The sequence below is a fragment of the Autumnicola aciditolerans genome (assembly GCF_041679265.1).
Classification (GTDB): domain Bacteria; phylum Bacteroidota; class Bacteroidia; order Flavobacteriales; family Flavobacteriaceae; genus Autumnicola.
In genome coordinates, this window is the sequence record NZ_JBGFSM010000005.1 from 18,244 (window position 1) to 32,528 (window position 14,285).

Here is a 14,285-nt window from a genome sequence, read left to right on the forward strand (position 1 = left end):
CGAGGATATGTATTAATAAATCGATAAATAGCCGAAATCACTGAAATAAAGTGCTTTATAATAATATTTATTAAGAGTTTTTCTTTATAAATAGTACCACAATTTGAAGTGGTGAACCCGCTTCCGGAATTTTCTCAATCAAATTCCAAAATTAAAAGGTTTGTGCAGCTCTGTAATTTTTACCTCTATAACTGATTAAAGAAATTTCTCTACTAATACTAATGCTTTCAGCAACAGGACTTCCAGAAAGCGTTCTTATTAACTACATTTGTAAAAGAAACCTTCCAGTATGGCCAGAGAAGATATCAGAAAACTGGATGGCTATAATTATTAGTCGAAATAGAACTACTCATACTTATGATGAAAAAACGGTAATAAAAATAGTTAATATCATTTTGGAGGAATATGTAGCGCTTTTTAATAATTTTAAAGAAAAGATGCTGAGCATGCAAAAAGCGGTTGAATAGCAAATTTATTATGGAATTTGGATTAAAAGATCATGTACTTCTGAAACTAATTAAAGTATTCAATTCTTTTCCAGGAATTGAAGAGGCATTGATCTATGGCTCCAGGGCTTTGGGAACTTACCGGGAAGGATCTAACATTGATATTAGCTTAAAAGCGGAGCTAAGTTTTGATGAACTGCTTCAGGTTGAGAAAAAACTCGATGACCTAATGTTAGCCTATACGATTGACTTATCCATTTATCAAAAACTTTCTAATCCAGAGTTGGTCCATCACATAAAAAGGGTTGGGAAACAATTATACGTCAAGGACCCCATAGCAATATAATTTAGAGGTTTGATTTAAAAATGGCAAGATTCAGAATACCCAGGAAATTAAAAAAAGAGCTAAAAAAAGGATTTTGGTTTTACGCTCCCGATGAAAATGGGAGTTCTCTCTACGCCTCACCTGCTCGTGATATCGATGATTTTAAAGCTTACAAAAAGGGAATGTTGAGCAACCTAATTGACAAGCATGGTTCCAGACAGCGGTTACTAGAATTCAGGCGAAAAATCAATAAAGTAACATTCGTTCCTGATCAGGAATTAAAAAGATATGTTGATGATATCATGAGAAAAGACCTTAGAAATGCTTCATATCAAATTTTACTGGAAGCTAAAAAACATCCCCGTGCAGTTATCGCCTATTATCAATTCATAAATTCCTATCAACTTGTGGAGCAGGGAGAAGATTCTTACGGGAATATTTGCTGTATGGCCATAGACCGCGCAAAGGAATTATTGAGACAGCATTAAGACTTTAACATTTTGTGAAAATAGCTTTTCGCATTGCGATGCATGTTTTCCTATTCTTTATTTTCAGGAGGGCCATTGTGGAATAAACGCGATTTGCAGCTTCATCTCAAGTCAAGGCTAAAAAATAAATACAAGAAAGGTTTAACAATACTTTACCAGAAGAACCAGGGCTTTATAATCATAAATAAGAGTATCTTGAGATTGTAAAGAAAGCTGTATAAAAGCTTCTTTTTTAATTAATTTAGGGCGGTGGGTGATGAAGACAGCAAACAAGACAAGAAGCAGGCAAAAATATTGGACAGGTTATAATCCCATAGAAGTTACTTCTAAAAAAGAACTCCCGGCAATTTTAATGATTACTTCTTTTCCACCCCGGGAATGCGGAATAGCTACTTATTCCCAAGACTTGTTAGAGGCTTTAAAAAATCAATTCCAAAATTCTTTTGAAATCCGGATTTGTGCACTGGAATCCAAATTTGAAAAGCATGCTTATGCAGAAGAAGTAAAATTAATTCTTGATACTGATGATACCGAATCGTATCCTGGTGTTTTAAACCATATCGTAGCAAACACTTCAATTAAACTGGTTGTTATTCAGCATGAATTTGGATTCTTTAAGAATACTGAAAATGAATTTCTCCTTTTTCTGAAATCTGTACAGGTACCCGTTGTTATATGCTTCCATACCGTACTTCCAAATCCGGAAGCTCATCTAAAATCTTACGTAAGGGATATTGCCCATAGGGTTAATTTCTTAACGGTAATGACTAGAAATTCTTCAGAAATTCTTCAGAAAGAATATGGCATATCCAGGGACTCCATAAAGATAATCCCGCATGGCACTCACCTGGTTAAGCACACAGGCCGTGAAGTTCTGAAAGAAAAATATCATTTTGAAGGAAGAAAAATCCTTTCAACTTTTGGCTTACTGGGCCCGGGAAAAAGTATTGAAACCACCTTAGAAGCCCTCCCTTCTATTATTGAGGAAATTCCTGATGTTCTCTTCCTTATAATTGGAAAAACCCATCCTTCCCTTCAAAAGCAGGAAGGTGAAAGCTACCGGCAAATGCTAAAGGAGAAAATAGAACATCTCGACCTGAACAGGCATGTAAAATTTATTGATCGATTTGTAGAACTCCCTGTATTACTGGAGTATTTGCAACTTTCTGACATTTACCTGTTCACTTCCAGGGATCCCAATCAGGCGGTTAGCGGTACTTTCTCTTATGCCCTTAGCTGCGGATGCCCTATAATCTCTACTCCTATTCCCCATGCCATAGAAGTATTGGGAAACGATAAAGGGATTATTGTCGATTTTAGAAATCCCAACCAACTAGGCGAGGCAGTGAGAAAGCTTTTGAGGGATAACAACCTGAGGAAAAACCTCTCTTTTAACGCCTTACATGCCACTGCCCATACCGCATGGCAAAACGCTGCTATTGCACATGCCATTTTATTCAAAAAAGCAGTAAGCAACCAGCTGGAGTTAGAGTTTAAAATACCCGATATTAATCCCGACCATATCAAAAATCTAACTACAGATTTTGGGATCATCCAGTTTGCGGTCATTTCACAACCGGATATATCTTCGGGATATACGTTGGATGACAATGCCCGCGCATTAATTGCGATGTGCAGATATTATGAATGTACCGGCAAAAAAGAAGCCATTAAATATATAAAAATCTATTTCAATTTTATAAAATATTGCCATCAACCCGATGCTACTTTCCTTAATTATGTAGATGCCGGTAAAAATTTTACCAGTCAGAATTCTTCGGTAAATCTGGAAGATTCCACTGGACGGGCCTTGTGGGCATTGGGATATTTTTATTACGTGGCAGATATACTTCCCGAAAAACTTCAGCAAGAAATAAAAGAAGCTGGGCAGATTATAGAAGAAACAGCCTGTATTATTGAGGAGATCCATTCCACCAGGGCCATGGCTTTCATTATCAAAGGCCTTTATTATTATAACCTGAAAAAAGATTCGGCTTTTCATTTATCCCTTATAGACAAATTTGCCAAAAGAATGCTTCAAATGTTTCGCCATGAATCCAACGGGTCCTGGTTGTGGTACGAGTCCTATTTAACTTACGGTAACTCTGTACTTTCAGAAGCAATGCTATGTGCTGCCCTGGCCACCGGTAGCGAAAGTTTCAGGAAAGTAGCAAAAACATCTTTTGACTTTCTGCTTTCAAAAATATTCCAGAATGATCGCCTGTGTGTTATTTCTAATAAAAACTGGTTGCATAAAGGTGATGATGTAAAAGAAGTAAGTATGGGAGGAGAACAACCTATAGATGTAAGTTATACCATACTTGCGATGGAAAAATTCAGCAAGATCTTTAAAGAGGATGAATACGAGCTGAAGAAAAAGCACGCGTTTAACTGGTTTCTGGGAAATAACCATCTGCATCGTATAATTTACAACCCCTGTACTGGTGGATGTTATGATGGCCTGGAAGACACTTATGTGAATCTTAACCAGGGAGCAGAATCCAGCTTAAGTTACTTACTTGCCCGGCTTTCTTTTCCTGAAGTTTCTTCAGAAAATACCCAAAAAACAGCAATAGCCCTGCTTCAAAAAGACGATTAAGCAATGAAAATTGCCATACTTTCCCCTATTGCCTGGAGAACACCACCAAGGAATTACGGCCCCTGGGAACAGGTAGCTTCAACTATTTGCGAGGGATTATTAAAATCAGGAATTGAAGCCAGCCTTTTTGCAACGGGAGATTCCATAACTTCCGGCGCGCTACATTGGGTTTGTAAGCATGGTTATGCCGAAGATCCGGAAGCTGATCCCAAGGTTTGGGAAAGCCTTCATATTAGTAATCTTATGGAGCAGGCCGGGAATTTTGATCTTATTCATAACCATTTTGATTTTCTACCCCTCACCTATTCGGCCCTCATTAAAACCCCAATGCTCACTACTATTCATGGTTTCTCCTCCCCTAAAATTTTGCCCGTTTATCAAAAATATAATGCTACTACTTATTACGTCTCCATTTCAGAAGCAGACAGACATCCGTCTCTTAATTACCTAAGCACCATACATCACGGTATAGCTCCGGAAGATTTTCCCTATTGCCCAGAAAAAGGGGAGTACCTGCTTTACTTTGGAAGAATCCATCCCCATAAAGGAGCTCACACAGCTATTGAGATTGCCATTAAAAGTGGTCATAAATTAAAGATGGCGGGCCTTATACAGGATAATCAATATTTTGAAACCCTGGTAAAACCTCATCTATATAGTGGAAAGGTGGAGTACCTGGGAAATGCCGATCCTGCATTTAGAAAGGAACTTTTAGGAAATGCAAAAGCCCTGCTTCATCCTATATCTTTTGAGGAGCCTTTTGGCTTAAGCGTGGTTGAAGCCATGATGTGTGGTACCCCGGTAATTGCCTTTAACAGGGGCAGCATGCCAGAACTTATTCTTGACGGTAGAACGGGCTTTTTAGTAAATACTCTTCAAGAAGCTGTGAAAGCAGTAGCATCTTTACACCTTATCTCCCCAGAAAATTGCAGGGAGCATGCACTGCACAATTTTAGCAACGGCAAAATGGTAGAAAACTATCTTGCGTTATACAGGAACATTCTAAAAAACTATAAATATTAAATTCTAATACTACTGGTTGGTGGTTAAGGCATATAAAAGTTCAGCCAAATTAACAACCGCATAGGTTGAAGAATAATCAGACACCGCATAAGGTAAAATAAGACTCTCGTTATGTATCAGCGCGCCGCAGGAATAGACTACATTAGGCACATAACCTTCCCGCTCCTCTTCCAGGGGAGAAAGTAAAGGTTCTCTAAGCCTGCCTATTTCTTTTGAAGGATCTTCAAGATCAAATAAAGAAGCCCCAATACAATACCGCCTCATCGCCCCTACCCCATGTGTAAGAACAAGCCAGCCATCTTTAGTCCACAGGGGAGGACCGCAGTTTCCTATTTGTGTAAATTCCCAGGGGAATTTGGGCCTTTGAATGATTTCCGGATTGGTCCACAACGTATTCCTCTCAGAATACATCAGGTAATTATTTACCCCATCAATACGAGCCAGCATGGCGTATTTCCCTTTTATTTTCTTCGGAAAAAGAGCCAGATTCTTGTTTTGGGCCCCATCGCCATGCATTGGCATAATCCGGAAAGTGTAAAAATCTTCAGTAGAAAGTAATTTTGGAATAATGGTGTGACCATTAAAAGCAGTGTACGTGGCATAAACCTTTTGAGAGCCATCATCTTCAGTAAACCGCACAAACCTGGCATCTTCGATCCCGCGGCTTTCAGAAGCGGAAATTGGAAATATCACCCTTTCAGAAATATCAGAATCAATTTTGAATTCCAGATCATAATAAGAATCTACCAGCCAGGTCATTTCTTCCAAAGCCATTCGCCGGTCCTGACTTATATTACGATCTTCCAAAAGATCTTCTACAATTTTTTTAAGCACATGGTACTCAAAATGTTCAGGAAGAGAATCCATAATTACTGAAGAATATTTATCCGGAATATCCATCTCCTTCATCTTTTCTACAAAACGCTCTTTATTGTAAGATTTCTTTTGCCCAATAGTTGCCGCATCAATATGATTTCGAATCTTCATGATATGAAGATCGTTATGCTTGTCCAGTATACCTCTGCGAAATACTATAGAAGAGAGATGGCCTTCTCCCGTAGCTCTAAAAGATAGTAAAACTCTTTTTTCCCCTTCTGCCAGGAAAGACTGATCAAAATCTTCAATAATGGAAGGATTAAAAAATGCGGCAGATTCTATGGAATATTCCATAGTGCAATAGGAACCAATTAGCATTTTTCTTTTTTCAGAAAGTTCCTGATGATCTATTTCCATGGCTTCCAGCGTAGCCCTTACATTCTCAAAATGCCTGAAAAAAATCCTGGAAATATTTCTGTGCCGCCCGCTAAAATCCCGAAGCGTATGCTCGAGCTCATGATTTAACTCATGTTGAGTCATAGCCATAATGCGTGCTATAAGATTACGGGTACGGGATTCACCATTATTAAAGAAACGTGCCACCACCCTGCTGGAATCCGGCAGGAATTTTAAACTTTTTCTTTCTATCCTTACCCGCATACTTTTAAAAAGAATTTTGAAGTTCTTCTAAATGTACTTTAATTTATTAAATAAAATCTCTAAAATTATCACAATGGGGATTCTGGAATTCCTGAAAGGTTTTACAAAGCAGAAGTGATGATCACCTTTGTACAATTAAGCATCCTTCGCGATACATTCATATTTTTTATCTGTTAAAGAAGAAAGTATGAAAAAAGTTCTGATAAATGTCTTTATTAATAAATGGGCACTGCAATGCATGGCAGGAGCGTGAACAAGGCTCTGTGAAAGAAGCCGTAAAAAAAATAATTACATTAGGTGTAGTGTGGCCTATTTTAGATAAAAGTAACAGATACATCACCAGGGAATTGATTATCTTGTTGTAGTTAATTTAACGAATGGGGCTGGGGAAATGACTAAGTTGAGGCTTATTTTCACACTGGGTTTTATCAAGGAAGCATTTACTTCTTTTGTACCTACCGTATTGGCCTACTTACAGTTTTATGAAGAAAAATTAGATCCTAAATTTGCTATAACATTAGCCATCTTTACTTTTTTATTACTTTTTATCACTATGCTCTTATTAAAAATAAGGGAATATAGAAAAAGTGTTGCCAGGGCTCTCGCCTATGGCTATTACAAGAATTTTGTAGAGAAGATTTGCAATCTAATTGAAGCAAAAGGCAGGAATAAAATTAAGTTCATTTTTCAACATAGAAAAGAAGAATTCGATCCAGATCACATCACAATTCATATTAATCTTGCCAATTCCTACCTGGCTTTTGAAAAGAAATTTGCAAAAATAAAGAGTTCATATAAGATCGCCTATATTGATTCTGATGCTTATAACCATCCCTTCTTTGTTTATGCAAAAATCAAGAAGAATAAGATTATTATTGAAGATATTCCAAGGACGCTCTTTGCTCTAAAATTTTATGTTGATCCAGACCTGGATTCTCTAAAGAAGATCAATAAAGAAACCCTCAAGTATTTTTCTTCCTTCAATGAGGAGTTTCAAAAATTGTGGTCCCGCATAGATACGAGCATTAATTTTCACTTAAAGCCTGCCGCGGGCGAAATGATGAAGAGAATGGTGAATTAAAAATAAGCTGTAGTTTGGTTGATGTGAGACTACACCTCACTATGTAAAGCAACAGCAAATTGTATACAAAAAGTTTCAGGCTAATGGCTAAGCTCTATCAACTGTAATAATTATTTACGGCTGCTCAAAGAATATTATAAAGCTCCAGTAAAAGATCTTGGTAGTTTATAAAAACTTAGCATTTTCAGAATCCTTTAAAAGCTGTATTTTAGGCCCAAAACCAGTTAGATGAAACTTAGAATTTCGATATTATCCATATTGAATTTTGCAATCCTTTTTGCTGAAAAAACCTTCTGCCAGGAGCTGGATACAGATATCCATAAATATACTTTCTCTATTGAGCTGAATGATGAAAATGACAGTATATTTGCTGAAGCTGACATTGATTATCGCTTAAAAAGCAATAAAGACAAGCTGTTGCTGGACCTGGTGAGTCCTAACCATACAGGAAAAGGAATGAAGGTTGACAGCGTTATTGGCAGGAACAAAAAATTAACATTTTCACAAGAGGCTGAAAAATTACTTATTTCAACAGGAAAAGATTCCGGCGTAATTAGGATCTACTACCATGGAATACCCCGGGACGGGCTTATTATCAGCAAAAATAAATTTGGAAACCATACTTTTTTTGGAGATAACTGGCCAAACCGGGCTCACCATTGGCTTCCTACTATAGACCATCCTTCAGATAAAGCTTTTGTAGATTTTAAAGTTACCGCGCCCTCTCATTACCAGGTGATCGCCAACGGGAAATTAAAAGAAATTACTAATATCGGGAAGGACAAAACCCAGTATTTTTATAGTAGCGAGGTCCCCCTGCCCACCAAAGTGATGGTGTTTGGCGCTGCAGAATTTGCGGTTGAAAATCTGGAGGAAGTAAACCATATTCCTGTTTCCAGCTGGGTTTATCCTGAAAATAAAAAAGCCGGATTTTATGATTATGCCCAGGCCCGGGAAATACTTTCCTGGTTTATAGAAAATGTGGGGCCTTATCCCTATTCCAAACTTGCCAACGTACAATCTACCACCCGTTATGGCGGAATGGAAAATGCCGGCAATATTTTTTATTCTGAAAATTCGGTAAAAGGCGACCGCAGTGCAGAGTTTCTTATGGCGCATGAGATCGCCCACCAGTGGTTTGGCGATTCTGCTTCAGAAACTGACTGGCCGCAGTTGTGGCTAAGCGAAGGTTTTGCTACTTATTTTACCGATTTATATGCCGAAGCGAAATATGGCAAGCAGAAACTGGATGAAAAATTGATGGAAGAAAAAATCAAGGTCATCAACTTCAGCAAAACCACTAAAACACCCATTATAGATAGTACACAAACCAATTATATGAAACTCCTAAATCCCAATTCTTATCAAAAAGGAGCCTGGGTTTTACATATGTTACGGCAAAAAGTTGGAAATGAAAATTTTTGGAAAGCCATAAGGAAATATTATGAGGAGTACAAGCTTAACAATGCCACTTCTGAAGACCTGCAGGAGGTTTTTGAAGAAGTTTCAGGAGAAGACCTTCAGAATTTCTTTAACCAGTGGTTAAGGCAATACGGGCATCCGGTTCTAAAAACCGAATGGAATTACAAAAATGGAACAATTACTTTCAGCCTTGCCCAACAACAAAAGAACAACTTTACTTTTCCCTTGGAAATTAAGGTGGTTTATGCCGATAGCTCTTCAGAAATTAAGAATTTCAGCATAGACAAGAAAAAGGAAAATTTCAATTTTAATGCGGTCAAAAAACCTGTTGAAATAAAATTAGACCCTAATGTGAAGTTGCTTTATGAAGCCGCCAATTAGATTTTAACAATTTTTACCTTCTCTTCTATTCATAAAAGCAACTTACCTCCTCAAGGCTTCTGCGTTTAATATCGGGAACGTATGCAAGCTCCTTTTGATACCCTACGGGTAACAGGAGAAAAGCGCGTTCATTAGCAGGGCGCTGCAAAACTTCAGTTAAAAAATTCATGGGACTTGGCGTATGGGTTAGCGTAACCAGCCCGGCATGATGTATAGCCGAAATGAGCATTCCGCAGGCGATTCCAACCGACTCATTTACATAATAATTATTAGATTTTTGCCCGTTCTCCTCCAGCTCAAAAACTTTCTTGAAAACCACGATGAGCCATGGCGCAGTTTCCAGGAAAGGCTTATGCTCATTGGTTCCCAATGCCTTTAGCTCCTCCTTCCAGCGGGAACTCATCCTGTTGTTATAATTTTCTTTTTCCTCTTCTTCTGCAGCCGCTTTTATTTTCTTTTTAAGGGCTATATTAGAAACGGCACAAAAGGTCCAGGGTTGCTTATGTGCTCCGGACGGTGCGGTAGAGGCCGATTTCAGGATATTTTCAATTACTTCCCGCGGCACGGGCTCATTAGAAAAATCCCGAACAGAGCGGCGTTTATTTAGCCACTTATAAAACTGCCGGCTTCTCTCCAGCATTTCTTCGGAAGAAAACTTTTCCCCACGATAAGAGATATGACGGTAACCGTCTCTAAAAATTTCATCCTCTTGGTGCATGAAGCAGTTTTTTGAAATTTAAAATGAAAAATAATTTTTGAAGTCCCCGTCAGTCTCTTTTCTGAAAACTGCAAAACGTAAAGCTTTGTACTTCTCCTGAAGGCGTGGTATGATCTACATTTTTACAACCTAGGGTGCGAAATCCTTCTTCAAAAAGATCCTGTAATTCTCCTATCCCATATCTTTTTACCGGCAGTTCACTACAGCTTTCCGGCCCATTTTTGGCAAAAGTGGCCATAAGCACATATCCCCCTGCTTTTACAGCTTTTTTTAAAGCCTCCAGGTATTTTTGCACATCGGCCTCATCAGTTAAAAAATGAAAAGCAGCACGATCGTGCCAAAGATCGTATTGCTCTTTGGGTTGAAAAGAAGTGACATTAGCCTGGATCCAATTTACTTCGCCGGCCCTGTCTCCAATGCGCGCTTTTGCACATTCCAGGGCTTCATCAGAGATATCCAGGACGCTCAGGTTTTGGTACTCCTGTGCAAGAAGAAATTCTGCCAGTACACTGTCTCCGCCTCCAACATCCAGGATGGCACTATCTTTTTCCAGGTTAAAATCTTTAATAAAATTAAGGGAGGTCTCGGGCATTGGCTCGTACCAGCTTAGTTCTGTACATTGCTTTGTCCTGTAAATTTCATCCCAGTGGGTTTTGAGGTCTTTCATTAAGTTTTATATTAAGAAATAAATCGTTTAGTATGATGAATCCCGAGCTCAGGGAAAACAGTTTTTCTACAAATCTATTTTCTACTCCGGCAAATTCCAGGAGGGCCCATTCCATCAATTCTGTTGCCAGCTTATTATGTGATAATCTTTTATTTGTTTTCAAAATTCCACCAGTCATCCTGCTGAAAATCTTCCCCAAAAGTAACAGGTTGGCCAATTTTTGGAGAAATATAAGACAAACTTGCTTTTTTAGCAGCCGCTGTAAACCGCTGTATGGGTTCATTCCACGGGTGCAGGGAAAGGCTGAATTTGCCCCAGTGCACCGGCCAAACCATTTTTGCCTTTAGTTCCTGTGCTGCCGGAATTATCTGCTCCGGGAAAATATGGATTTGCGGCCAGTTCTCATTGTACTGCCCACACTCCATAAAAGCCAGGTCAAATGGCCCAAATTTCTCCCCTATCTCCTTAAATTGGTTGCTATACCCGGAATCTCCTCCAAGGAAGAACTTATAATTTCCTATTTCAAGAATAAATGAAGACCATAAGGTTTGAAACCGGGAAAATCCGCGTCCCGAAAAATGCCTTGCAGGAGCTGCAGTAATTTTTAACTGCGGATTTACCTGGTGATGTTCCCACCAGTTCAATTCGGTAATTTTTTCAGGGGCTATTCCCCAGTACTCCAGGTGCGCACCAACCCCAAGAGAAGTCACCACTTTTTTCACTTTAGACTTTAGCTTCAGCACACTTGGGTAATCCAAATGGTCATAATGATCGTGTGTTTGAATTAATAAGTCTATATCCGGAAAATCTTCAATTTCATATTGATCTGCTCCCGGAAAGGATTTTCCGAAGAAACTTACAGGAGAGGCATTTCCACTAAAAACTGGATCTATTAGAATCCTAAACCCGTTGAAATCTATAAAATAAGAAGAATGCCCAAACCATACTATTACCGGTTTATCTAAACTAAGCGCTTTAAGGTTGGTCTTTACATTAGGCAGCTCTTTGGAAGGCGTAACCGATTGGGGTTTATTTATGAAATCTTTTAGAATGCTGAGCATGGAAGCTTCCGGGCTCACCTGTGTAGGCTGCACATTCTGAAACTTGCCGTTCGAGAAATTTGAAACTTTTTCCATTCTCTCGAGCCGCTCCCCTTCAGGGTTTTTGCCCATTGATTTTTTTAGTTCCTTTATTCCTGACACTATATTGAATTTAATTAATGATCTCCTGCTTCTTCTGCATCCTTTTCAAATACCTTAATCATTTTAAATGATTTCATCAGGTGAAAAAGCCCTGGTAAGATAATCAATCCGCCAATAATTAGAGATATGCCCAGGGTAGTAATTACAGATTCCGGTGCCACCCCTTCCAGAAGGTTAACTTCCTTTTGCGCGGTAATAATAATGTAAGGATAATGTGCATAAAGTGCCGCAAAGAGAATTAAGATAACCTGCAGCCCGGCAAGGTAACGGCTGCCAATCCTGTTCTGCTTTTTTATAGATCTCCACAGAGGTATCAATAAAACCCCGGACAATAAAACCGCACCAATGGAAACCGGATTTGTTATAAAATCTTCAATAAAAGCAACTTCTGTAATGTAGCCGTAAGCAATTAACAGGAAACCCAATATTACAAGAACACTGGTAAAAATCCTTGATTTACGGCTGTACATTTGCCTTATCTCTCCCTTGCTTTCTCCAATTAGAAGCGTAGAAGCCAGAAAGGCACACAGGGCGGCATAAAATAAACCAACCAGCAGGGAAAAAATATTGGTCCAGGGAAACATAAATATTTCCTGAAAAGAATGTTGGGAATAATCACTTGTGAGGGTGATTTTTCCTCCTATTAATGCCGAAAAAGACATTCCCAGGAAAATTGGTGTAATAAGACTGGAGATTCTAAACATGGCGTTATAAAGATACTGGGACTTGTCTTTAACAGCATCATAATGCCTGAAGATGAAGGCAACCCCCCGCATGGTAATTCCCATGAGCACCAGGGTTAAGGGGATATGGAGGTAAATTATAATAATATTAAAATATACGGGAAAAGCAATCCAGAGAATTACAATAAGGATAATGAGCCAGATATGGTTAGCTTCCCAAACCGGCCCCATCACTTTATAAATAGTATCGCGGTTAATTTTTTTATTTTCCCGGGAAGAAAAAAGTTCAACAATGCCCGCCCCAAAATCGGCACCCCCCAGGAGCACATAGAGTAAAAAAGAGAAGAGGGTAAAAAACAGGACCAGGTATAACATAGCTATTTTGTATCTGCATTTAGAGCCTTAATTTGGCGTTTCATTAACCAGGTTACGGTAAACGCCAGGGTGATATATACTACCACATACATGTAAAAGCTGAATTTCATTCCCGGCATTGGAGTTACGGCTTCACTGGTGCGCATAACCTGGTATATAATCCAGGGCTGGCGGCCTACTTCGGTAACCACCCATCCTGCCTCCAGGGCAACAAAACCCAGCGGGGCAAGCAGCATAAAAAACCACCAGTATTTCCGGTTATTACTCCATGACTTTTTCTTCAGGCTTATAAAGAACAGGAGACCGGAAAGCATTAGCAAAGTCCCAATCCCTACCATCACCTGGAAAGCATAATGAACAATGGATACCGGCGGAATTTCGTCCTCTGGAAATTCATTAAGGCCTTTTACCTCGGCATCAAAATCGCCAAATGCCAGGAAGGAAAGGGCATTAGGAATTTCAATTTTATGGTTTACTTCTTTATTTTCCTCATCTACAACTCCGCCTATAAAAAGCGGCGCGCCTATTTCGGTTTCATAATGTGCTTCCATAGCGGCGAGTTTTGCTGGCTGCCTTTCCGCTACATCTTTTGCGGAGAGGTCGCCGCTTAAGGGTTGCAGAATAGCAGCTATTCCCCCGAAGAAAGCGGCTATTTTAAATGCCTCTTTATGAAGTTGAGGATGATTGCCGCGCAAAACCTGATAGGCATGAATCCCGGCTACTGCAAAACTGGTGGCTACAAATGCCGCCAGCGTCATGTGCAGGGCCTGGGTAAACCATGCCGGATTAAGCAAAGCCTTTACGGGATCTATATTAATAAAATCTCCATCTACATAATCAAAACCTGAGGGAGCATTCATCCAGCCGTTGGCGGAAACCACCAGAATTCCTGAAGCCACACCGGAAATGCCAATAATTACTCCTGTAAACCAGTGGAATTTTTCCGGCAGCCTGTTCCAACCGTAAAGGTAAAATCCTAAAGCAATGGCCTCTACAAAAAATGCCGCTCCTTCTAAGGAAAACGGCATTCCTATAATTGGGCCGGCATGTTTCATAAATTCGGGCCAGAGCATTCCAAGTTCAAAAGAAAGAGCGGTGCCGGAAACCGCGCCGGTCACAAAAAAAATCGCCACTCCTTTAAGCCAGGCTTTTGTAAGCTTTAGATAGAGCGGATTTTTAGTTTTAAGCCATCTCCTGTGAGCGACTATCATAAAAAACGGCATCACCATGCCAATACAGGCAAAGATAATATGGAAGCCTAAGGTAAAGGCCATTTGCAGCCGGGCGTAATCTAAATTCTCCATGTAATAAAATCTGGATTTAAGCAGTGATCAAGGGTTTGAAACAATAAACAAATGCAAAAAGACATTATTTTTCAGCATGATATTAAGCCCTGGAA

General features: G+C 39.3%; 13 protein-coding genes. 7 read left to right on the top strand and 6 right to left on the bottom strand.

Going from position 1 to position 14,285, the window contains the following annotated elements; all coding sequences use genetic code 11:
* The first annotated feature begins 221 nt into the window (after positions 1-221).
* The 5 genes from AB8M93_RS06230 (at position 222) to AB8M93_RS06250 (ending at position 4,881) form a co-directional block, all read left to right on the top strand.
* Entirely contained in the window at positions 222-467 is a 246-nt protein-coding gene (locus AB8M93_RS06230) for a nucleotidyltransferase substrate binding protein (RefSeq protein ID WP_373056716.1), read from the top strand.
* A 10-nt stretch (positions 468-477) separates the two neighbouring features.
* Positions 478-792 (top strand): nucleotidyltransferase domain-containing protein, encoded by a 315-nt coding sequence (locus AB8M93_RS06235; RefSeq protein WP_373056717.1) that lies wholly within the window; start codon positions 478-480, stop codon positions 790-792.
* A gap of 20 nt (positions 793-812) precedes the next feature.
* Positions 813-1,259 (top strand): hypothetical protein, encoded by a 447-nt coding sequence (locus AB8M93_RS06240; protein WP_373056718.1) that lies wholly within the window; start codon positions 813-815, stop codon positions 1,257-1,259.
* A 256-nt stretch (positions 1,260-1,515) separates the two neighbouring features.
* The gene (locus tag AB8M93_RS06245) at positions 1,516-3,858 is read left to right on the top strand and encodes a glycosyltransferase (protein ID WP_373056719.1); all 2,343 of its coding nucleotides are present in this window, start codon (positions 1,516-1,518) and stop codon (positions 3,856-3,858) included.
* A 3-nt stretch (positions 3,859-3,861) separates the two neighbouring features.
* Positions 3,862-4,881, top strand: a complete 1,020-nt coding sequence (locus AB8M93_RS06250; protein ID WP_373056720.1) for a glycosyltransferase family 4 protein — start codon at positions 3,862-3,864, stop codon at positions 4,879-4,881.
* A gap of 9 nt (positions 4,882-4,890) precedes the next feature.
* Here AB8M93_RS06250 and AB8M93_RS06255 read toward each other — a convergent pair whose 3' ends face one another.
* Positions 4,891-6,357 carry a glycoside hydrolase family 130 protein gene (locus AB8M93_RS06255; RefSeq protein WP_373056721.1) on the bottom strand — a complete coding sequence of 489 codons (1,467 nt, stop codon included), beginning with the start codon at positions 6,355-6,357 and terminating at the stop codon, positions 4,891-4,893.
* A 391-nt stretch (positions 6,358-6,748) separates the two neighbouring features.
* Between AB8M93_RS06255 and AB8M93_RS06260 the strand changes: the two genes are divergently transcribed.
* Together AB8M93_RS06260 and AB8M93_RS06265 are read left to right on the top strand one after the other, a co-directional pair.
* Positions 6,749-7,438 (top strand): STING domain-containing protein, encoded by a 690-nt coding sequence (locus tag AB8M93_RS06260; RefSeq protein ID WP_373056722.1) that lies wholly within the window; start codon positions 6,749-6,751, stop codon positions 7,436-7,438.
* Between the two features lie 228 nt (positions 7,439-7,666).
* Positions 7,667-9,241, top strand: coding sequence for a M1 family metallopeptidase (locus AB8M93_RS06265; RefSeq protein ID WP_373056723.1), 1,575 nt, complete (start codon positions 7,667-7,669; stop codon positions 9,239-9,241).
* 25 nt (positions 9,242-9,266) lie between these two features.
* On the opposite strand, the gene AB8M93_RS06270 is transcribed toward AB8M93_RS06265, so the two are convergent.
* The 5 genes from AB8M93_RS06270 to AB8M93_RS06290 form a co-directional block, all read right to left on the bottom strand.
* The gene (locus tag AB8M93_RS06270; protein WP_373056724.1) at positions 9,267-9,959 is read right to left on the bottom strand and encodes a nitroreductase family protein; all 693 of its coding nucleotides are present in this window, start codon (positions 9,957-9,959) and stop codon (positions 9,267-9,269) included.
* 49 nt (positions 9,960-10,008) lie between these two features.
* A complete protein-coding gene (locus AB8M93_RS06275) occupies positions 10,009-10,626 on the bottom strand; it encodes a class I SAM-dependent methyltransferase (protein ID WP_373056725.1) in 618 nt (205 codons plus the stop codon).
* 149 nt (positions 10,627-10,775) lie between these two features.
* Positions 10,776-11,798, bottom strand: a complete 1,023-nt coding sequence (locus AB8M93_RS06280; protein WP_373056726.1) for an MBL fold metallo-hydrolase — start codon at positions 11,796-11,798, stop codon at positions 10,776-10,778.
* Between the two features lie 44 nt (positions 11,799-11,842).
* The gene (locus AB8M93_RS06285) at positions 11,843-12,886 is read right to left on the bottom strand and encodes a cytochrome d ubiquinol oxidase subunit II (protein WP_373056727.1); all 1,044 of its coding nucleotides are present in this window, start codon (positions 12,884-12,886) and stop codon (positions 11,843-11,845) included.
* A gap of 2 nt (positions 12,887-12,888) precedes the next feature.
* Positions 12,889-14,190 carry a cytochrome ubiquinol oxidase subunit I gene (locus tag AB8M93_RS06290; RefSeq protein WP_373056728.1) on the bottom strand — a complete coding sequence of 434 codons (1,302 nt, stop codon included), beginning with the start codon at positions 14,188-14,190 and terminating at the stop codon, positions 12,889-12,891.
* Positions 14,191-14,285: the final 95 nt, after the last annotated feature.

Bases quoted from the DNA above. Each gene is read 5' to 3' on its own strand.
- AB8M93_RS06230 (WP_373056716.1), top strand. From the start codon at position 222: ATGCTTTCAGCAACAGGACTTCCAGAAAGCGTTCTTATTAACTACATT.
- AB8M93_RS06235 (WP_373056717.1), top strand. From the start codon at position 478: ATGGAATTTGGATTAAAAGATCATGTACTTCTGAAACTAATTAAAGTA.
- AB8M93_RS06240 (WP_373056718.1), top strand. From the start codon at position 813: ATGGCAAGATTCAGAATACCCAGGAAATTAAAAAAAGAGCTAAAAAAA.
- AB8M93_RS06245 (WP_373056719.1), top strand. From the start codon at position 1,516: ATGAAGACAGCAAACAAGACAAGAAGCAGGCAAAAATATTGGACAGGT.
- AB8M93_RS06250 (WP_373056720.1), top strand. From the start codon at position 3,862: ATGAAAATTGCCATACTTTCCCCTATTGCCTGGAGAACACCACCAAGG.
- AB8M93_RS06255 (WP_373056721.1), bottom strand. From the start codon at position 6,357: ATGCGGGTAAGGATAGAAAGAAAAAGTTTAAAATTCCTGCCGGATTCC.
- AB8M93_RS06260 (WP_373056722.1), top strand. From the start codon at position 6,749: ATGACTAAGTTGAGGCTTATTTTCACACTGGGTTTTATCAAGGAAGCA.
- AB8M93_RS06265 (WP_373056723.1), top strand. From the start codon at position 7,667: ATGAAACTTAGAATTTCGATATTATCCATATTGAATTTTGCAATCCTT.
- AB8M93_RS06270 (WP_373056724.1), bottom strand. From the start codon at position 9,959: ATGCACCAAGAGGATGAAATTTTTAGAGACGGTTACCGTCATATCTCT.
- AB8M93_RS06275 (WP_373056725.1), bottom strand. From the start codon at position 10,626: ATGAAAGACCTCAAAACCCACTGGGATGAAATTTACAGGACAAAGCAA.
- AB8M93_RS06280 (WP_373056726.1), bottom strand. From the start codon at position 11,798: ATGGGCAAAAACCCTGAAGGGGAGCGGCTCGAGAGAATGGAAAAAGTT.
- AB8M93_RS06285 (WP_373056727.1), bottom strand. From the start codon at position 12,886: ATGTTATACCTGGTCCTGTTTTTTACCCTCTTCTCTTTTTTACTCTAT.
- AB8M93_RS06290 (WP_373056728.1), bottom strand. From the start codon at position 14,190: ATGGAGAATTTAGATTACGCCCGGCTGCAAATGGCCTTTACCTTAGGC.